Source organism: Pseudophaeobacter profundi (assembly GCF_029697505.1).
GTDB classification, from domain to species: domain Bacteria; phylum Pseudomonadota; class Alphaproteobacteria; order Rhodobacterales; family Rhodobacteraceae; genus Pseudophaeobacter; species Pseudophaeobacter profundi.
Genome location: NZ_JARJEF010000002.1, coordinates 509,558 through 529,503 on the forward strand (window position 1 = coordinate 509,558; position 19,946 = coordinate 529,503).

Annotated in this window: 15 protein-coding genes; 8 read left to right on the forward strand and 7 right to left on the reverse strand. The window is 61.3% G+C overall.

Annotated elements, in window-relative coordinates:
* Positions 1–2: 2 nt before the first annotated feature.
* From P2081_RS05625 to glnE, 3 genes are all read right to left on the reverse strand, one after another.
* On the reverse strand, positions 3–1,217 hold the full coding sequence (locus tag P2081_RS05625; protein ID WP_278921882.1) for an RSP_2647 family RNA methyltransferase: 1,215 nt from the start codon (positions 1,215–1,217) through the stop codon (positions 3–5).
* A gap of 169 nt (positions 1,218–1,386) precedes the next feature.
* The gene (locus P2081_RS05630) at positions 1,387–1,659 is read right to left on the reverse strand and encodes a hypothetical protein (protein WP_278921883.1); all 273 of its coding nucleotides are present in this window, start codon (positions 1,657–1,659) and stop codon (positions 1,387–1,389) included.
* Complete coding sequence (gene glnE / locus P2081_RS05635; protein ID WP_278921884.1) at positions 1,631–4,477, reverse strand: bifunctional [glutamate--ammonia ligase]-adenylyl-L-tyrosine phosphorylase/[glutamate--ammonia-ligase] adenylyltransferase; 2,847 nt, start codon at positions 4,475–4,477, stop codon at positions 1,631–1,633. Before glnE ends, P2081_RS05630 begins: the two co-directional genes overlap by 29 nt.
* A gap of 145 nt (positions 4,478–4,622) precedes the next feature.
* On the opposite strand from glnE, the gene P2081_RS05640 reads away from it, so the two are divergent.
* Both P2081_RS05640 and P2081_RS05645 read left to right on the forward strand, forming a co-directional pair.
* The gene (locus P2081_RS05640) at positions 4,623–6,188 is read left to right on the forward strand and encodes a caspase family protein (RefSeq protein ID WP_278921885.1); all 1,566 of its coding nucleotides are present in this window, start codon (positions 4,623–4,625) and stop codon (positions 6,186–6,188) included.
* Positions 6,189–6,403: 215 nt separating this feature from the next.
* Positions 6,404–7,081, forward strand: a complete 678-nt coding sequence (locus tag P2081_RS05645; RefSeq protein ID WP_278921960.1) for a nitroreductase — start codon at positions 6,404–6,406, stop codon at positions 7,079–7,081.
* Positions 7,082–7,141: 60 nt separating this feature from the next.
* Here the strand turns inward: P2081_RS05645 and parE are convergent, their stop codons facing one another.
* A complete protein-coding gene (parE, locus tag P2081_RS05650; protein ID WP_278921886.1) occupies positions 7,142–9,100 on the reverse strand; it encodes a DNA topoisomerase IV subunit B in 1,959 nt (652 codons plus the stop codon).
* Positions 9,101–9,337: 237 nt separating this feature from the next.
* Between parE and P2081_RS05655 the strand changes: the two genes are divergently transcribed.
* Both P2081_RS05655 and P2081_RS05660 read left to right on the forward strand, forming a co-directional pair.
* A complete protein-coding gene (locus P2081_RS05655) occupies positions 9,338–9,760 on the forward strand; it encodes a PaaI family thioesterase (RefSeq protein WP_278921887.1) in 423 nt (140 codons plus the stop codon).
* A complete protein-coding gene (locus tag P2081_RS05660) occupies positions 9,757–10,455 on the forward strand; it encodes a hypothetical protein (protein WP_278921888.1) in 699 nt (232 codons plus the stop codon). The genes P2081_RS05655 and P2081_RS05660 overlap by 4 nt, the downstream gene beginning before the upstream one ends.
* A gap of 162 nt (positions 10,456–10,617) precedes the next feature.
* Here the strand turns inward: P2081_RS05660 and P2081_RS05665 are convergent, their stop codons facing one another.
* Together P2081_RS05665 and P2081_RS05670 are read right to left on the reverse strand one after the other, a co-directional pair.
* A complete protein-coding gene (locus P2081_RS05665) occupies positions 10,618–11,301 on the reverse strand; it encodes an ABC transporter ATP-binding protein (RefSeq protein WP_278921889.1) in 684 nt (227 codons plus the stop codon).
* Positions 11,294–12,580, reverse strand: coding sequence for a lipoprotein-releasing ABC transporter permease subunit (locus P2081_RS05670; RefSeq protein WP_278921890.1), 1,287 nt, complete (start codon positions 12,578–12,580; stop codon positions 11,294–11,296). Before P2081_RS05670 ends, P2081_RS05665 begins: the two co-directional genes overlap by 8 nt.
* A gap of 383 nt (positions 12,581–12,963) precedes the next feature.
* On the opposite strand from P2081_RS05670, the gene P2081_RS05675 reads away from it, so the two are divergent.
* The 4 genes from P2081_RS05675 (at position 12,964) to P2081_RS05690 (ending at position 18,724) form a co-directional block, all read left to right on the forward strand.
* Positions 12,964–14,079, forward strand: coding sequence for an NADH:flavin oxidoreductase (locus P2081_RS05675; RefSeq protein WP_278921891.1), 1,116 nt, complete (start codon positions 12,964–12,966; stop codon positions 14,077–14,079).
* Positions 14,080–14,224: 145 nt separating this feature from the next.
* On the forward strand, positions 14,225–14,986 hold the full coding sequence (locus P2081_RS05680; RefSeq protein ID WP_278921892.1) for a SpoIIAA family protein: 762 nt from the start codon (positions 14,225–14,227) through the stop codon (positions 14,984–14,986).
* A 205-nt stretch (positions 14,987–15,191) separates the two neighbouring features.
* Positions 15,192–17,084 (forward strand): propionate-CoA ligase PrpE, encoded by a 1,893-nt coding sequence (gene prpE, locus P2081_RS05685; protein ID WP_278921893.1) that lies wholly within the window; start codon positions 15,192–15,194, stop codon positions 17,082–17,084.
* Between the two features lie 209 nt (positions 17,085–17,293).
* Entirely contained in the window at positions 17,294–18,724 is a 1,431-nt protein-coding gene (locus tag P2081_RS05690) for an amidase family protein (RefSeq protein WP_278921894.1), read from the forward strand.
* 309 nt (positions 18,725–19,033) lie between these two features.
* Here the strand turns inward: P2081_RS05690 and P2081_RS05695 are convergent, their stop codons facing one another.
* A complete protein-coding gene (locus P2081_RS05695) occupies positions 19,034–19,789 on the reverse strand; it encodes an NAD kinase (protein ID WP_278921895.1) in 756 nt (251 codons plus the stop codon).
* Between the last annotated feature and the right edge of the window lie 157 nt (positions 19,790–19,946).

A 19,946-nucleotide genomic window follows, 5' to 3' on the forward strand; every position in this document is an offset into this window, starting at 1 on the left:
GGTCAGTCCAGGCGAAAGAAAACAGACTTGAGATAGCCACTTTCCGCCAACTGCGGCAATTGCGGATGATCCGCCCCGGCATAGCCGGTGTGGATCAGCTGCCCACGCCGTCCCGCGCGACCGATCCCGCGAGCAGAGGCATTGCGGAAGCGCGATAGATCCGCCGCATGCGAACAGGAACACAGGCCCAGATAGCCACCGGGTGCCACCAGCGGCGCCGCCAGCTTGGCGATCCGCTCATAGGCGCGCAAACCCGCCTCCAGCGCCTGTTTTGACGGGGCAAAGGCCGGGGGATCACAGATCACCACATCAAACAACCGACCTTCTTCGGCCAGGGCGGCAAGCTGATCAAAGGCATCGCCTTGACGCGCAATGAAACTGTCGCCAAAGCCCGCCGCAGCCGCCCCCTGTGCCGCCAGATCCAGCGCCGCTGCCGAGCCATCGACACAGGTAACAGAGCCAGCGCCGGCGGCACGCATCGCCAGGCCGAAACCGCCGACATGGGAAAACACATCCAGCACATCGCCCCCCTGCGGCACCAGACGCGCGGCAAAGGCATGGTTGTCGCGCTGATCATAGAACAGCCCTGTTTTCTGTCCGCCGGTCAGATCCGCCATATAGGTGGCGCCGTTCATCTGCACTGGCATCGGCGCCGTCGGGGTCTCCCCCAGCAGAGTGAGGCTCTCATCATCGAGCCCTTCCAAACCACGGGTCCGCCCCGAGGCATTCTTGAGGATCACGGTGCAGCCTGTGACCGCGGCAAGGGCTGCGGTCAGTGACTCCAGATGGGCCTCGGCCCAGGCGGCGTTGGGCTGCACGACACAGGCCTCGCCAAAGCGGTCGATCACCACCCCCGGCAGGCCATCGGCCTCGGCGTGGACCAACCGGTAATAGGGCGCATCATAAAGGCGTTCACGCAGCGAAAGCGCCTGAGATATCCGCGCCTGGAACCAGGCCTGATCAATCACCGCATCCGGGTCGCGGTCCAGCATCCGGCAGATGATCTTGCTGGTCGGGTTCACCGCCACCGTGCCCATCGGTGTCTGGGCTTCGTCCAGCAATACGGCCAGGCTGCCGGGCGCGAGTTTGCGCGTACGCCGGTCGGTGACCAGTTCGTTGGCATAGACCCAGGGAAAGCCATGGCGCAGGGCACGGGCATTGGCTTTGGGCAGGAGTTTTACGCGGGGGCGCTCTGGCGCCGAGGATGAGGCTGTCATGCCCTCTCTTATCCCCATCGCGGCAAGGGGGCAACCGGCGTGACAGCCCGCCGCCACAGCCGCCAGATCAGTGGACAGACGGCTGTGGTTGTTACCAAAGCCCATGCCCCAGCATCAGGGGTCTGCCTAGGCACTACCATGCAGGCAGGGCCAGTCCCGCCCGGTCACATCAGTCGCGCGGCCGGGTACGCCAACCGCCGCGGCGGCGTGGTTCCCCGATGTCAGTCAGCCCCTGACGCAGCACCTGCGTCATCGGATGATCTGCCGGGGCCCCGCTATAGTGATCCAAGATCTGGGTGATGGCACTGCGGTGATCCAACCCGGTGGGCAGGCTCAGCGCCCAGTCGAGAAAAATACTGCGGCATTGGCTTTCGGTGATGCCTTCGATCCGGTAGGCCTCGCGGATCAGCTGCTTATCGTCCAGCCCTGTCAGGCTCTGCATGGTCAACTCCCTCCTGCAAGGTCTGCGCAATGATTGCGTCACAGCCCCTATACGCCGCCTCCAGCGCCGCTTCCAGATCTTCCAGACAGTCAAAGCCCGCACTGCTGCACAGAAACTGCGCACCGCCCTCGCCCAGATTTTCCTGCAACAGGGGACTCTGAGAGATCAGTCGCGCGGCTGTCTGTACCGACCAGTATAGATCATATGACTGGTGCAACCGACGCGCATCTGCGGCATCCAGCCAGCAACGAGCGACCGCCTGCTGCAATCCACCTACGACATCACGGCTGGGGGCCACCTCGCCACCAGCGCCTGAATCCAGGCTGCCCCGCCCCGCCAGCAAGGCCCCGGCTTGCGACAGCAGCTCAATATCCATCATCCGCCCTGCCCCTGTCTTGGCATCCCAAACCCCAGAGGGGCGTTTTGCGGCCGCCAGACGCTGGCGCATGGCGGCGACCTCGGCCAATACGGTCGGCACCTCGCGCTCCTGCGCCAGCAGGCTGCGCCGAAAGGTTTCAAAGCGTTGTTGCAAGGCTGGATTTCCGGCGATGCCCCGCGCCCGCGTCAGCGCCAGGTGTTCCCAGACCCAGGCCTCTGATTGTTGATAGTGGCTATAGGCGGACCAGCTGGTTGCCACCGGCCCGATATTCCCCGAGGGGCGCAGCCGCATGTCGACCTCATAGAGCCGCCCCTGCGACATCGGGGCCGACAGCCCGGTGATCAACGCCTGGGTCAAGCGCGCGTAATAGGCGCGGGTTCCAAGCGGCTTGCGCCCCTCGGACATCTCCACCTCCTCGGGGTCGTAGATAACAATGATATCCAAATCCGACTGCGCGTTGATCTGCCCCGCCCCCAAAGAGCCCATGGCCACCACCACCGGACCACTGCCCGGCGGCGGGCCGTGCTTGACGCTAAACTGGCGGATCACCCGTGGCAAAAGCGCCTTGATAACGGCTTCGGCCAGTTCGCCATACTGCGCCCCCGCTGTCGCCCCATCAATCAAGCCACGCAGGTGATGCACCCCGATGCGAAAGTGCCATTCCTTGCACCAGCGCCGGGCCCCGTCCAGCTGGGCCTCATAGTCCTCTTCCAGATCGAGAACCGCCTCCATCTCTTGGCAAAGCACCGCCCCACCCGGCCAGTCTTCGAAGAACGAGCCGCCAATCACCGCGTCAAACACGCCAGAGTTTCGCGACAGAAAGCCCGCCAGCGCGGGTGATGTGCCGACGATATCAACCAAAAGATCCAGCAGTTGCGGGTTCGCCTCAAACAGTGAAAACAACTGCACCCCAGCCGGCAGCCCGGCCAGGAACCCATCCAGCGCCAATAGCGATTCTGCTGGTTTTGCCGTGCGTGACAGCCGGGCCAGCAGATCCGGTTTCAGACGTTCAAAGATCTGCGCCCCCCGCTGCGAGCGCAGCGCCGGATAGGTGCGCCAGCGCGCCGTGATGCTTTCGTCCATCTCGACGGGCAGTTCGGGGCGTGGCTGCGCGGCTGCGTCCGGGGCAAAGAAATCTTCGGTCAGCTCATGCACTTCTACCAGACGGCGGTGAATGTCGCGCTGCAGCTCTGCCGGATCCTGCCCCATCAGACAGGCCACACGGGCGATGCCCTCTTCTGCACTGGGCATTCTATGCGTCTGGGCATCATGTACCATCTGGATCCGATGCTCGACGTCGCGATGGGCGCGGTAATGATCGCTCAGCCTCGCCGCGACATCGTCAGGGATCCAGCCGCGGGCAGCCAGGGCGTGCAGCCCCTCGACCGTGCCGCGCAGACGCAGGCTTTCGTCGCGCCCCCCTGCAATCAGCTGACGGGTCTGGGTGAAGAATTCAATCTCGCGGATACCGCCACGGCCCAGCTTCATGTCATGGCCTGGCACCGTGATCGGACCGCCGGTCCCCTTGTTTTCCCGGATACGCAGACGCATATCATGCGCATCCTGAATGGCGGCAAAATCCAGATGCCGCCGCCAGACAAAGGGACGCAGGGTTTTCAAAAAGGCCTCGCCCGCCGCCAGATCACCGGCACAGGGGCGCGCCTTGATATAGGCGGCGCGTTCCCAGGTGCGACCCAGGCTTTCATAATAGCGCTCTGCCGCCTCCATCGCCAGGCAGACCGGGGTGACGCCCGGATCCGGGCGCAGGCGCAGATCGGTGCGGAACACATAGCCATCAGAGGTGCGATCGCTGAGGGTGGCGCACATATTGCGGGTCGCCCGCACCATGCTCTGGCGCGCCTCAAAGAACGCATCCGGCTCAAACCGGGTTTCATCAAACAGGCAGATCAGATCAATATCAGAGCTGTAGTTCAGCTCATGCGCGCCCATCTTACCCATGGCGAGGATGCTCAGCCCGCCTGCGGTTTCAATCTCCGCCTCGTCTAGCCCTGGCAGTTTCTTGCGCCGGATCAGGGCGGCAATTTCCGCCTTTATCGCCACATCCGCGCTCAGCGCACCAAAATCGGTCAGCGCGCCGGTCACCTCCTCCAGGCTCCAACCACCGCATAGATCACAAAGCGCCGTCAGCAACGCCACCCGGCGCTTGGCCTGACGCAGCCCCGGCTTCAGCTGATCCGGCGCGAGGCTGCGACAGCTGGCAAAGATCTCTGCCAGGGCCGATTTGGGCGCGCCCAATGCGCCCCCGATCCAGTCGGCTTCCTGTTCGATCAGGCGCCGCAGATAGGGGCTGGATCCGGCAGTGCCAGCAATCAGCTCCGCCTCCTCAGGCGCTAGCCCCGCGACCAGATCACGGGTTTCGGCCCCTAGGGCGGCATCATAGGGGCGTGGCAAGCGGGTGATGTGCAAACAATCAGACATGTGCAAACTTGTTCTGCCTGCGCCACCGCGTCAATCCAAGAAGCGCCGCAGCGCGGCAAACTGCGCGGTTTGGACAAAATGGTGACCTGCGCCGCGTTCTCTGCCACAGTATGACAAGAGTGAGGGGCAAACAGAAAGGACTGCGATGTTTGGGCAGGGAATGGTTGGGCAGGCGACGCTTGTCTACAGGCGCTTGGCTGTTTTCATCATCGTGATTTTCACCAGTTGCGCCCCTCTGCAGGCGAAAGAGCGCATCGCGCTGGTGATCGGCAACGCCAGCTACGCCCATACCTCGCCACTGGCAAACCCTGGCAATGATGCCACGACCATGGCTGCCACCCTGCGCGCAGCTGGCTTTACCGTCACCCGACTGATTGATGCGGATCAGACCAGCATGAAGCGGGCCTTGCTGCAATTTGGCAGGGCATTGCGTGGCCCTGCAGTCGAGGCCGGATTGCTATACTATGCGGGCCACGGGGTGCAGCTACGCGGTGAAAACTATCTGGTGCCAGTGAATGCCAATATCACCAGCGAAGATGAAATCGATTTTGAAGCCATCAATGTGAACAGCTTCTTGCAGGTGATGAACTCTTCCAACGCAGATATCAACATCGTCATTCTGGATGCCTGTCGCAACAACCCCTTTGCCAGCAGCGCGCGCTCGGCCACGCGGGGCTTGGCGCCGGTGGATGCCCCCAAGGGCACCCTGATTGCCTATGCCACCGCGCCCGGCGATGTGGCGTTGGATGGTGCCCAGGAGAATTCGCCCTATACCCAGGCGCTGAGCGCGGCCATTGCATCAGGTGGCGGGCGCACCATCGAGGCCATTTTCAAGACGGCCCGACGGCAGGTTCTGGCTGCGACCGACGACCAGCAGGTGCCTTGGGAAACCAGCTCCATCATCGGTGATTTCTACTTTCACCAAACCCCCAGCACGCCCGGTGCAGCCCCGCCCACGCCGCAGCAGCCGCAGCAGATCGTTGCCATGCCTGCGCCGCAGACCAATCCCGTGCAACCACTGGACGAGGAAGAGATAGCGCGCAAATATGACCTGGCCCTGCGGCTGAACAGCGCGGCAGCCTGGCGCATCTTTGTCAAAGAATACCAGGATTATCCCGATAGTTTCTACATGGCCCTGGCGCTGGAGGCCCTGTCGCAGCTTTCACAGGGGGCGGCTGCAATTGCCCCTGCGCAGCCCTCCATCAGGCCGACAACGCCGAAGCTGCGCCACTGGCCCCTTCCACAGATGCGCATTCGCGACTGCTATGACCGGCAGTTCGGCCCCGCCGCGCCCAGTGCCCAGCTCTGCGTCTCCTCACTGCTGGCCCCGCAGGCCGGCAATAGCTACGCCGGCGGCAATCTGGCAGACAATCGGCCCGAAACCGCCTGGATCGAAGGCGAGCGCGGCGATGGTATCGGCCAGACCCTGCGTTTTGCCTTTCAGGCCCCGACCCAGATCAACGCCATCCTGCTGGCCAATGGCTACACCAAAAGCCCCAGCATCTTTACCAAGAACAGCCGGGTGCGCGCCCTGCGCGTGCAAAGCTCGACAGGCTATGACAGCACCGTCCGGCTGCTGGATCAAGGCGCCATGCAGCGGCTGAATATCCCCGCACTGGGCCCCGTCACCTGGATCACCCTGACCCTGCAGGATGTCTATCCGGGCAGCCGCTACCGCGACACCGCCATCAGCGAGATCCAGTTTAGATAGCCAAGCGTCATAGATCACAGGCCACAGGCGGGGCCCAAGTGCCGCTGCGGCACGCGCGCAAAACCCCCTGTAAAGCACGAAATTTGCCACCTAAGATCGCTGACATGGGTGCCCCGATCCGAAAAGGGTCGAGGTGCCCAGCTGCCGCATCCGCCCCGTCAGCGCAGGTGGGCGATGTGGTCGATCATGCAAGCAAGGTGCAAAAGGGGCCAATGATGAAGCTTGAACAGGCAATGCAAGAGCGCCGCTCTATCCGTGGGTTTACCGATCAACCCGTCGCAAAAGAACTGCTGCAAGAAATCATTGCACTGGCGAACCGCGCACCCTCTTCGATGAACACCCAGCCCTGGCATCTGCATGTGCTGACCGGCGCGCCGCTGGAACAGGTGCGCCGAGGCAATACCGAACGGATGCTGGACGGCACGCCCCCCAGCCGCGACATCGAAGACTATGCCGCCTATGAAGGCGAACATCGTGCCCGCCAGATCGAAATCGCCGTGCAGCTGTTTGAGGCCATGGGGATTGAACGCCACGATAAAGAGCGTCGGCAAGACTGGGTCATGCGCGGTTTTCGCCAGTTTGACGCGCCGGTTTCAATCGTGGTCTGCTTTGATCGCAGCCTTTTGGACAATACCATTGCCCATTTCGACACCGGCGCCCTGACCTACGGCCTGGTTCTGGCCGCCTGGAGCAAGGGCCTGGGCGCAGTGATCAATGGCCAGGGCATCATGCAAAGCCCGGTGGTGCGTGAGGTTGCCAATATTCCCGAGGATCAGATCATTCTGACCTGTGTGGCCCTTGGCTGGCCGGATGAGGATTTTGTGGCAAATTCCGTGATCTCACGCAGGCGCCCAGTCGCAAACACCACCCGCTTTCTGGGCTTTGACGACTAGCCCAGGCACCGCTGCCCCCAGCATCGGGGGCAGCCGAAGCAAAACCAGGGGCTGGGCAGGTTAAACGTCCAGTTCTTCGACGAATTTGGCGTTTTCCTGGATGTATTGATAGCGCAGTTCAGGCTTTTTACCCATCAGACGTTCCACCAGATCGCCCGTCTCGCCCGGTTCATCCTCGTCAATGGTGACGCGGATCAGCTTGCGGGTGGTCGGATCCATGGTGGTTTCTTTCAGATCCTTGGCATCCATCTCGCCCAGACCTTTAAAGCGCGAGACATCAATCTTGCCCTTGCCGCCCAGGCCCTTTTCCAACCAAGCGTCGCGTTCTGCTTCATCCAGGCAATAGACCCGGCGCGCGCCCTGCGTCAGGCGAAACAGCGGCGGGCAGGCAAGATAAAGATGCCCACCGTCAATCAAGGGCCGCATCTGGGTAAAGAAAAACGTCATCAGCAAAGAGGCAATATGGGCACCGTCAACATCCGCATCCGTCATGATGATGATTTTGTCATAGCGCAGATCATCCAGCATGAATTTGCTGCCCATGCCGACGCCCAGCGCCTCACAGAGATCATTGATCTCGGCGTTGGAGCCCAACTTGTTCGAGGCCGCGCCCAACACGTTGAGGATCTTGCCCTTCAGCGGCAGCAAAGCCTGGTTCACCCGGTTGCGCGCCCCCTTGCCCGAACCACCAGCCGAGTCACCCTCGACGATGAACAATTCGGTGCCCGCGCGGTCCTTGGAGGTGCAATCCGTCAGTTTGCCCGGCAGGCGCAGCTTTTTGGTGGCCGTTTTCCGCTGGGTCTCTTTTTCCTGCTTGCGGCGCAGGCGTTCTTCGGCCCGGAGCACCAGAAAATCAAGGATGGCACCGGCCGATTTGGTATCCGCCGCGAGCCAGTTATCAAAATGGTCGCGCACCGAATTTTCCACCATCTTGGCAGCCACCTCGGTCGACAGGCGATCCTTGGTCTGGCCGACAAAGGCCGGGTCGGCAATAAAGCAAGAGACCAGCGCGCAGCCCCCAACCGTCAGATCTTCGCGGGTGATGCTCGCCGCCTTCTTATTGCCGACCAGCTCACCATAGGCTTTGATCCCCTTAAGAACCGCCGCCCAGAACCCGGCAACATGGGTGCCGCCTTCGGGGGTGGGCACCGTGTTACAGTAGCTTTGGGTGAACCCGTCACGCGATGGCGTCCAGTTGATCGCCCATTCCACATAGCCCGGCGCGCCAAATTTCTCGCGGAACTCGACCTTCCCGGCAAAGGGCGCGTCGGCATAGACAGAGGATTTGCCCAGCACCTCGGTCAGATAGTCTTTCAGCCCGCCGGGAAAGTGGAAGGTGGCGTCTTGCGGAGTTTCCCCATCATTGATGGCGCTTTTCCAGCGGATCTCAACGCCGGAGAACAGATAGGCCTTGGACCGCACAAGGGTGAACAGGCGCTTGGGCTTGAACCGGTGCGAGCCAAAGATCTGTTCATCCGCATGAAAGGTAACAAATGTGCCCCGCTTGTTCGGCGCGGCACCGATCTTTTCCACCGGACCCAACGGCAGGCCACGGGAAAACCGCTGCTCGTACAGCTCTTTGTTCTTGGCAACCTGCACCACCAGACTGTCGGACAGCGCATTCACCACCGAAGAACCAACCCCGTGCAACCCCCCCGAGGTCTGATAGGCCTTGCCCGAAAATTTGCCCCCTGCGTGCAGGGTACAAAGGATCACCTCCAGCGCTGATTTATCGGGGAACTTGGGGTGCGGATCAATTGGAATGCCGCGCCCATTGTCCGAAATGGTAATGGAATAGTCGGCATTCAGCGTAACTTCGATCCGGTTGGCATGGCCGGCAACCGCTTCATCCATCGAGTTGTCGAGGATTTCGGCCACCATATGGTGCAGCGCTCTTTCATCGGTGCCGCCAATATACATGCCGGGACGCTGGCGAACCGGTTCCAGCCCCTCCAGCACCTCGATAGAGGAGGCGTCATAGATATCGGCGTCGGGAGTACTGAGGAGGTCGTTTGCCATCGGCGGGGGCTGCTCTTCATTTGTTTTGGTTGCGGCCATTATGGCAGGTGTTGTGGCCTTGTGAAAGAGGTCCCCTAGGGGCTGTGAAAAACCTTTCCTGACGCTCTTGCAGTCAAGGGCAGTATTCCTGGCAGACCCGCCCCCCCTGACGGGAGAATTCCTGCCGCGAAATCCAGGGTGGAGTTGACCGCCCGGCACAGCTAGGCTTCTGCATGACCCCACAGCGATGAGACCAAAATGACTCAGCCAGACCTGATGAGCGTCACAGACGCGCAACGCCTGTTGGATGAAAACTTTGCCGAATGGGTGCGCGCCCTGAATTTGACGGTCACCACATTTTCCCCGACCGAGGCCGTACTACATATGCCCCTTGCCCCGCATCTGGAACGGGTCGGCGGTATTGTATCAGGTCAGGCGCTGACCGCACTGGCAGATACCGCCATGGTGCTGGCCGCGATTGCCCATGCCGGCACCCTGCGGATGTTTGCCACCACCGATCTGCACACACAGTTCCTGCGTCCGGGCGTTGGCTCTGCCATCCTGTGTCAGGCGCAGGTGGTGCGGGCGGGCAAGGCCCTGGTCTTTGCCCGCGCTGATATGCGCGAAGAGACCAGCGACAAGCTGGTCGCCACCGCCACTGCCACCTTCTATGCCGCATGAGACTGCGCATCGGCCTGGTCCTCTCTGTGCTTCTTGGGCCGCTTCTGCTGTCCTGTGGCCGCCCGGTCAGCCAGGCGGAACGGGGGTTTCTGGCCGAAATTCACGGCGAAAGTATCGATCTGGACCGGGTGCGCCTGGTGCGGGGCGCGCCGGTCGCACCCGTCACCTATCGCCGCAAACCGCGCCCGCGCGAAACCTGCCGGGAACGTATCCTGCCCCCCATAGAGGAAGAAACCGTCGTCACCTCTTCGCCAGCCGCCATTGCCCTGTTCAACCGCATCTTCTTTGTCAAAGACTGGTATACCGAGGATTACATGCCCGCCTACCCAGAGCGGCTCTATCTGGTAGAGGCCATGTTGCTGGCGCATGAGATGACCCATGTCTGGCAATGGCAAAACCGCGCCCAGACCGGCTATCATCCGCTGCGCGCCGCCGCCGAACATGGCAGCAGCCCCGATCCCTATCTCTTTGCGCTGGATGGCAGCCCAGATTTTCTCAGCTACGGCTATGAACAGCAGGGGGCCATCGTCGAAGAATATGTCTGCTGTCGTGCCCTGGCACCACAGGCCGCCCGCAGCAAGCGGCTGCATGCGATGCTCAAGGCGGTCATGCCGGTGTCGGATCTGCCAGCCAGCCGCGAAAGCGGCGTCTATCTGCCGTGGAAAGAGGTCGAACTGGCGGGGATCTGCGGCTAGTCGAAGGCCCCATCGATACCGCCCTCCGGGTAGAAACACCGGCGCGCGCTTTACGCCTTGTCTCTTGCGCCTGCTCCACAGCAGGCTCTGGCCGGTACTTGCGACAAGAACCGGCCTACCCGTGGCGCCTGGCGTCTGGATTACCCAGCTGGCCTGACCTGGCTAGAAATCCACCAGCCGCCCGTTCTCCAGCTTGACGCGGCGGTCCATCCGGGCCGCCAAATCGGGGTTATGGGTCGCCACCAGCGCCGACAGGCCCGTGCCCGAGACCAGATCCAACAACGCGGCAAAGACCTGATCCGAGGTGCCAGGGTCCAGATTGCCTGTGGGTTCATCCGCCAGCAAAACACGCGGGCTATTCGCCAGGGCACGGCAAAAGGCAACACGCTGCTGTTCGCCACCCGACAACGCCGCAGGGCGATGATTGGCGCGGTTCGACAGGCCCACCAGAGACAACAGCTCTAGCGACCGCAGCCGGGCCGCCGCCTGCGGAGTGCCATTGGCCAGCTGTGGCAGCACGATGTTTTCCAGCGCAGTGAATTCCGGCAACAGGTGGTGGAACTGGTAGACAAACCCCACGTCGCGTCGCCGCAGGGTGGTACGCTTGCCATCGCCTTTGCCATCGCCCCCCTGCCCGGCCACATGAACAGATCCACCGTCCGGCGTATCCAGCAACCCCGCGATATGCAGCAAGGTGGATTTCCCCGCCCCCGAGGGCGCGACCAGGGCCACCATCTCTCCGGCTGCAAGGCGCAGATCAACACCGCGCAGCACGTCAATCTGCGCCGCAGTGCCCTGATTGTAGGATTTCGTGACGGATTTCAGTTCCAGAACGGCTTCATTCATAGCGCAGGGCCTCTACCGGGTTCAGCCGGGCTGCGCGCCGGGCGGGAAAGATTGTCACCACGAAGGACAGGCCCAGCGACAGGCCGACAGCCGACAGCACATCGGGCAGGTTCAGCTCGGCCGGCAGCGCATAGATGCCGCGGATCGACGGATCCCAGACACCGCCCCCCATGAGGTAGTTCACAAAAGAGAAAATCGGATCGATATAGCTGGCAAAGAGACAGCCCAGAATGACCCCGAACAGCGTCCCCAACACGCCGGTAAAGGCACCACAGATAAAGAAAATGCGCATGATCGAACCTTCGCTCAGCCCGATGGTGCGCAGGATCCCGATATCGCGGCCCTTGTTTTTCACCAGCATGATCAGGCCCGAGACGATATTCATCGTCGCAATAAGCACCAGGATCGACAGGATGATGAACATTACATTGTCTTCGACCTCCAGCGCGCGCAAGAACCCGCCCGAAGCATCGCGCCAGGTCCAGACGCCGATCGACCCTGCCGCAGCGCGCAGCAGCGGCAGCACCATCAGATCCACCTCTTCCGGGGCCTCGACCATGACCTCGATTTCATCGGCCACACCTTCGCGGTTGAAAAAGCTCTGCGCCTCAGCAAAGGGCATGTAAAGGCGGGTGCGGTCAATGTCATAGCGCCCTGCAGTAAAGATATAGACCACCTCATAGGCCTTGACCCGTGGGCTGGTGCCAAATGCAGTCTTGACGCCATCGGGTGAAATCAGCTTGATCCGGTCGCCGGGGCTGACGCCCAGTTCGCGCGCCACCCCCGAGCCAATGGCGACCCCCTCTTCAAAGCGGGCAAGGTCCCCCATTGCACCGTCGCTTTCGGCCACGCCGGGAATGGTCAGAATACCTTCTTTGGCGATGCCGAAGACTTCGACGCCGGAATTACGCTGGCGGGCGCTGGCCATGACCTGCCCCTTGATCAGCGGTGCCGCCCGGATCACGCCGGGCACCTTGGCCACCCGCGCGGCCATGGCATCAAAATCTTTCAGGCTGCGCTCCATCTGGCCTGCCGCATTCAGGGCCCCGTGGGAATAAAGCGTGACATGCGCATTGGCCCCCAGAATGGTGCCGACAAATTCCGAGCGAAACCCAGACCGCACCGCCAGAGTGGCAATCAGGGCAAAGACCGCCAGGGTAATGCCGATCAGGCTGATCCAGGTCATCACCGACACGCCCCCTTCGGCCCGGCGGGCTCGCAAATAGCGCCAGGCTATCATCCATTCAAAGCGCGCAAAAGGTGGGGGGGTCGTGGCCATGCTGGCTCCTGCTCAAAGTTTTGCGCCAAAGTGGTCTTTCCCGCCGCGCGGGTCAAGCAACAGCAGGCTGCATCGGCAATTCTGCACCCGGCTGTATCGACCTTTCCCAGCACCTGCCAGCCTGCGGTGCGCATACCCAAGACATGCAAGACCAAAAGCCCAGGCAATCGTGGCCGACCCCAGCGCCGCCGCAAGACATGAAACCACCGCGCGCCAGAGCTTTGCAGGCCCCAGCCCCACAGAAGGCGCCGGATGGAAAAACGCTGGGTCACAGTCCCTCACGACCCAAAGTAACCCCTACCCTGTAACCGCTACCTGCTGTTTCATATCCCCAACGCCTGGGCGGTCAGAAAGCACGCGCCCACACCGAAGCACAAAAGGACATGACCATGGACCCTGTCGAGACCCTGTTTACCCCCGTCACCCTGGGCAAGCTCAGCCTGAAGAACAAGATCGCCATGGCACCGATGACGCGTACCTTTTCGCCCGGCAATGTGCCTGATGACAAAGTGGTCGCCTACTATCGTCGCCGGGCCGAAGGCGGCGTTGGGCTGATCATCACCGAGGGCACCTTTATCAACCACGAGGCCGCAAGCGGCTATCCGAATGTGCCCGCCTTTTATGGTGATGCGGCCTTGGCGGGATGGAAAAAAGTTGTCGATGCGGTGCATGCGGCGGGTGGCAAGATCGCGCCGCAGCTATGGCATGTAGGTGCCATCCGTCGCCCCGGCGTCACCCCAGGCGGCGACACCCCCGGCCACAGCCCCAGCGGCATGGCCATCCCCGGCAAGATCACCGGTCACGCCATGACCCAAACCGATATCGACGCAGTGGTCGCCGCCTTTGCCCAGGCCGCAGCCGACGCCAAGGACATCGGCTTTGACGCGATTGAGCTGCACGGTGCGCATGGCTATCTGATCGACCAGTTCTTTTGGGAGGGCACCAACCAGCGCAGCGATGGCTATGGTGGCGATCTCGCCCAGCGGTCCCGTTTTGCACTAGAAATCATAGCTGCCGTGCGTGCCGCCGTGGGCGAGGATTTCCCGATCATCTTTCGCTATTCCCAGTGGAAACAGCAGGACTATTCCGCCCGGCTCTGTGACACCCCCGAGGCGCTGGAGGCGTTTCTGGCCCCACTGGTCAAGGCAGGCGTCGACATCTTTCACTGCTCGACCCGCCGGTTCTGGGAACCCGAATTCGGCGGCAGCGACCTGAATCTGGCGGGCTGGACGCGCAAGCTGACAGGCAAGCCCTCCATCACCGTGGGCAGTGTCGGGCTGAACGCCGATTTCCTGCCGGAAGATGGCACCGCCGATTTCAAGGCGGCAGAACCCGCCAGCCTCGACCGTCTGGTGGAACGCGCCAATCGGAACGAATTTGACCTTGTCGCCGTTGGCCGTGCCCTGATCGCCAACCCCGACTGGCCAAACCAGGTGGCCGCTGGCCAGGGGGATCGGTTGATCGCCTATGAAAAGAAGATGCTGCACGACCTGCGATAACGGCAGCACGGGGCTGCCGCATTGCCGTTATGCGCGCGCCCCGTCTCGCTTGTGGCCCATGCGGACAGTCCCGATTTGATATGCACCAGTGAAAATCTACATCCTAATCATTCTGGGAACACCGAAGGCTTTCACGATGATCAAAATGAGCGATACTGGCACCGCAGGCCAGCTTGAGATGCGCATGAGCGGAACCATCTCATCCGAGGACTATGAATACGTACTGACACCAGCACTTGAAGCGGCGCTAACCGAAGTTGACGCGGTGCGCCTGCTGATTGTGGTTAGTGGCGATGTGAATTTTGAAGTCGGGGCCGTCTGGGCCGATATGAAACTTGGCCTCAGTCATTGGCGCGGCTTCGACCGGCTGGCGGTCTGCGCGGCCCCTGGCTGGATTGCCAACAGCTTTCGCGCCTTTGCGCCGTTCATGCCCTGCCCGGTACAGGTTTTTGATCTGAAAGACGAAGACGCAGCCCGGCGTTGGCTCAGAGAGTCACTTGGCGCCATTCACCTGCGCACATTGGGCGGCCCAGCCGTGCAAATTGAACTGATCGGCAAAGTGAGCCCCGAGGACTACGCAATCGCGCAGGGTGATCTAGATGCAAAGCTGCGCGAAATGAACGGGTTTCGCTTGCTGCTTGATCTGCGCGAATTTGATGGCTGGCAAGGATTGTCGGCCATGGCGGCCCATATGTCGCTTGCGCGTTGCCACGTCGGGATGCTGGACAAGGCGGCCATCGTTGGCGACCGGGCCTGGCAGAAAATGGCGCAAAAGATCGGTGCGCAGTTCGTGGGGGCAGAGACCCGGTTCTTTGACGCGGAAAATTTTGAAACCGCAAAGAGCTGGCTGATTTCAGACCAACCCCAGGATCGCCAAGCCAGCAAACACCCGGCAGGCGGAGATTAGCCATTTCAGATTAGCAAGTTTGCGAAACCAAGGAAAACTTGCTGTGAAACCCATCTATATAGAGACTTTGCAAAACTTTGCAGTCACTCTTGACCGCAGGGTGCAAATTTATTGCGTCTCTGTGACGCGGGGTCACTATGATTACTTGCTCAGACGGCGGGCTTGCGCCTAACTCGTTTCAACACAAAACGCGTGGAGGACGCCGATGTCGTATAAAGAGACCTATGCCCAGTGGAAAGCCGACCCAGAAGCCTTTTGGATGCAGGCCGCCGAAGCCATTGATTGGGATACCCCCCCAAGCAAGGCGTTGACAACCAAGGGCGAGGGGCTTTTTGAATGGTTTGCCGATGCCAAGGTCAACACCTGCTACAACGCGGTGGACCGCCATGTTGAGGCCGGGCGCGGCGAGCAGACGGCGATCATCTATGACAGCCCGATCACCCATACAAAACGCGAAATTTCATATGTGGAGCTGCGCAATCGCGTGGCAAATCTGGCCGGCGCCCTGCGTGCCAAGGGCATCGAAAAGGGTGATCGCGTCATCATCTATATGCCAATGATCCCCGAAGCGCTGGAGGCCATGCTGGCCTGTGCCCGTATCGGTGCCGTGCATTCGGTGGTCTTTGGCGGCTTTGCTGCCAATGAACTGGCAGTGCGCATTGATGACGCCACCCCCAAAGCCATCATCGCCGCCTCTTGCGGGGTAGAGCCGGGCCGCGTGGTACATTACAAGCCACTGCTGGACGGCGCCATTGAGCTGGCGACGCATAAACCGGATTTCTGCGTCATCCTGCAGCGCGAACAGGAAGTGGCACAGCTGGTCGAAGGCCGGGATTTCAACTGGCATGGCTTTCAATACGGGGTCGAACCCGCCGACTGCCTCCCGGTTGAGGGAAATCACCCCTCCTATATCCTCTATACCTCTGGCACGACGGGTCAGCCCAAGGGGGTTATTCGCCATACTGCAGGACAGTTGGTGGCGCTGAACTGGACAATGAAGAACATCTACAACGTCGATCCCGGCGATGTGTTCTGGGCCGCCTCGGATGTGGGCTGGGTCGTGGGCCACAGCTATATCTGCTATGGTCCGCTGATCCACGGGAACACCACCGTTGTGTTTGAAGGCAAGCCCATCGGTACCCCGGATGCGGGCACGTTCTGGCGGGTGATTTCCGAACATAAGGTCAAAAGCTTCTTTACCGCGCCCACCGCCTTTCGCGCGGTAAAGCGTGAAGACCCCAAGGGCGAATTCGTCGGCAAATACGACCTGAGCTGCCTGGAACAGGTCTATCTGGCGGGCGAGCGCGCCGATCCAGACACCATCACCTGGGCGCAAAACCAGCTCAAGGTGCCGGTGATCGACCATTGGTGGCAAACCGAAACCGGCTGGTCGATTGCCGCCAACCCGCTTGGTATTGAAGAGCTGCCAACCAAACTGGGCTCGCCCGCCTTGCCAATGCCCGGCTATGAAGTCGATATTCTGGATGAAGGCGGCCACCCCGTCGCCGCCGGAGAACTCGGCGCCATCGCCATCAAGCTGCCCCTGCCCCCCGGCACCCTGCCCACGCTGTGGAACGCCGAGGCGCGCTTTCGAAAAAGCTACATGACGACCTTCCCCGGTTATTATGAAACGGGAGATGCGGGCATGAAGGACGAAGACGGCTATCTTTACATCATGGCGCGTACCGATGACGTGATCAACGTGGCCGGGCACCGCCTGTCAACCGGAGCGATGGAGGAGGTTCTGGCCGCGCATCCGGATGTGGCGGAATGCGCAGTGATTGGCGTGGCCGATGCGCTCAAGGGGCAAATGCCGCTGGGCCTTCTCTGCCTGAATGCCGGGGTCAACCGCGATCCGGATGAGATCATCGCCGAGGTGGTCAAACAGGTACGCGACACGATTGGTCCGGTGGCGGCCTTCAAGACGGCGGTGATTGTCGACCGCCTGCCCAAGACCCGATCCGGTAAGATCCTGCGCGGCACCATGGTGAATATCGCAGATGGCACCGCCTGGAAAATGCCGGCGACCATTGATGACCCGGTGATTCTGGATGAAATCACCGAAGCACTGCAAAGCCTTGGCTTTGCCAAAGCCTGACACCAGATCGCTGGCCTTTTTTGGGGGGCGGCAACGCCCCCTGACCGCCCCGCAAGCGCCGCCGCGGCGATAGATTGACCGCATGGCGCACAACGGCCGCAAAAACCAGGAAACACCCAAAAAATCTAATCGATCCGCGCGAACTATGGGCGGGTTTCCCTTGCAACCGATTTGTGCCGCTCTACCCTGCCCGGCAGGAGATGAGCATTATGAAAACAGACGATATCTGGCGCCTTAGCGCCACCGAACTTTCCACCCTGACACGGGCCGGCGACCTCTCGGCAGAGACCGCTGTTCAGGCCTCGATTGACCGCATGCAGGCGGTCAACCCCGCGCTGAACGCGGTGGTGGAAGACCTGAGCACCGAGGCCCTGACCCGGGCCCGAGATCTGGACAAGGCCCGCGCTGCTGGCGCGACGCCGGGGCCCTTGCAGGGGGTGCCCGTGACCATCAAGATCAACGTTGATCAAGCAGGCCATGCCACTTCAAACGGTGTGGTGGCGCTGAAGGATCTGATCGCCCCCGACGATGCGCCGGTGGTGGCAAACCTGCAAAAGGCCGGCGCGGTTGTGATCGGCCGCACCAACACGCCCGAGTTTTCCTTTCGCGCGGACACCGACAACCCGCTGCATGGCCGCACCCATAACCCCTGGGGCAAACATATCTCGGCTGGCGGGTCTTCTGGCGGAGCGGGTGCCAGTGTCATGGCAGGCATTGGCGCGCTGGCGCATGGCAACGACATTGGTGGCTCGCTGCGGTTTCCGGCGGCCGCAAATGGTGCGGTGACGGTGAAACCCGGCCTGGGGCGTGTGCCCGCCTGGAACCCCAGCCAAAAAGCCGAACGCGGCATCCTGGCGCAATCCATGTCGGTGCAGGGTCTGATCACCCGCTCGGCGGCAGATCTGCATCTGGCGATGCCCAACCTGATTGCCCCCGATCACCGCGATCCCTTTCATGTGCCCCTGCCTTGGCGCGGCGCGGCGCTGGATGGCCCCATCAAGGTTGCCTTTACCCGCAACACCTATGGCTATGATCTGCACCCCGAGGTCAATCTGGCACTGGAAACCGCCCGCGATGCGCTGTCGGATGCAGGCTATGTGGTGGAAGAGGTCGAAACGCCAGATGTCTTTGACGCTGGTCGCACCGGCTATCGTGCCTTGATGGGCGAAGTCTATGCCATGATGAAGCAGGATATTGACGCTGCCGGGTCTGATACCGTGCGCCAGATTTTTGAGGTCTATTTTCAGGAATTCCCCCCCTTTGCCGGGACGGAACTGCTGCAGATGATGGCCAAACGCAGCCACTACGCCCGCGAATGGGCGCAGTTCATGCAGGATTATCCGCTGGTGCTGACGCCGTTTTTGCCGCAGCCGTTCTTCAAGCCGGATCGCGACACCGAAGGTGCCGAGGGCGTGCATGAAGTGCTGGGCTGTGCGGTCTATTCCTACGCGATGAATTACCTCGGCCTGCCAGCGGGCTGCGTGCCGGCACGACTGGCGCCCCTGGCAACCGGGCCGCAGCCGATCAATGTTCAGATTGTGGCCCGGCGCTGGCGCGAAGACATGGCGGTCGATGCCTGCGCCGAAATCGAACAGCGGGTTGGCCGCTTTAGCCCACAACTGTGGGATCAGATGGCCTAGGCGGCGCTTTGGCGCCCGCAAGACTATGCACATAAAAGAAGACCGGGAGAGGGGTTGCCCCTCTCCCGGCTCCTTTCAGACCATGAAAACTAGCTGATACACGACTGCCTTCCGCCAAAGGGCCAAATTTGTCGCTCACTACACAGGCAGGCTCCATCCAGAAGACTAGGAATGACCACAGAAACTTTGACCTGCCGTAGGGTAAGAGTGCCTTAGAAACAGGCGACAAGACCAGCCCTATCACAGAAACGTGATCGTATATCGCGCGCACCTGCAGCAAAGAGCAGCCCGGCCAGGCCCCCTCCTCTTTCAGGTAAATTGTTCTGAGATCAGGCGCTCTTCCAACCCATGGCCAGGATCGAACAGGATCTTGTGGCGGATGCTGCGTTCTGTCTGGATTTCAACCCACTGGATATCGGGGCAGGAAATGGAATCCGCATCGGCCATCACCGGGCGCTTGTCTGCCTCCAGCACATCAAAGCGTACCTTGGCGCTGCTGGGCAACAGTGCGCCCTGCCAGCGGCGGGGGCGAAAGGCGGCAATCGCCGTCAGCGCCAGGACATCCGACCCAATTGGCAGGATCGGCCCATGCGCCGAATAATTATAGGCGGTGGATCCCGCCGGGGTCGAGACCAGCGCCCCGTCGCAGACCAGCTCTGACAGTCTTTGCCGCCCATCCACCGATATCTTCAGCCGCGCCGCCTGCGGACCTGCCCGCAGCAGCGAGACCTCATTGATCGCCAGGGCCTTGTGGACGGCCCCATCCCTGCCCATGGCTGTCATTGACAGCGGATTGATGATCTCTTCATTGGCGGCCTCTAGCCGGGCAATCAAACCGTCCTCATGGTATTCATTCATCAAGAAACCAACGGTGCCGCGGTTCATGCCATAGACTGGCGCCGCAAGATCGACCATCTCGTGCAGGGTTTTCAGCATGAAGCCATCCCCGCCCAGGGCCACAATCACATCGGCCTCGGAGGCGTCGACCGTACCGTGCCGTTTGACCAAAGCATCACGGGCCAATTGTGCCACCGGGGCATCACTGGCCAAAAAGGCGATTCTCATTGTCTCTAAACCCTGTTTCCGGTGTGAGCCATTTTGTTCCGAAACAAGCACAGCTGAACCACAAAGACCAGACTTGCCGCTCTAACGCCGATGATTGCCGCTTTACAGCCTTTAAGATCTGTGAAGTTTCCGATAGGAAATTCGCAAGAACACCCAA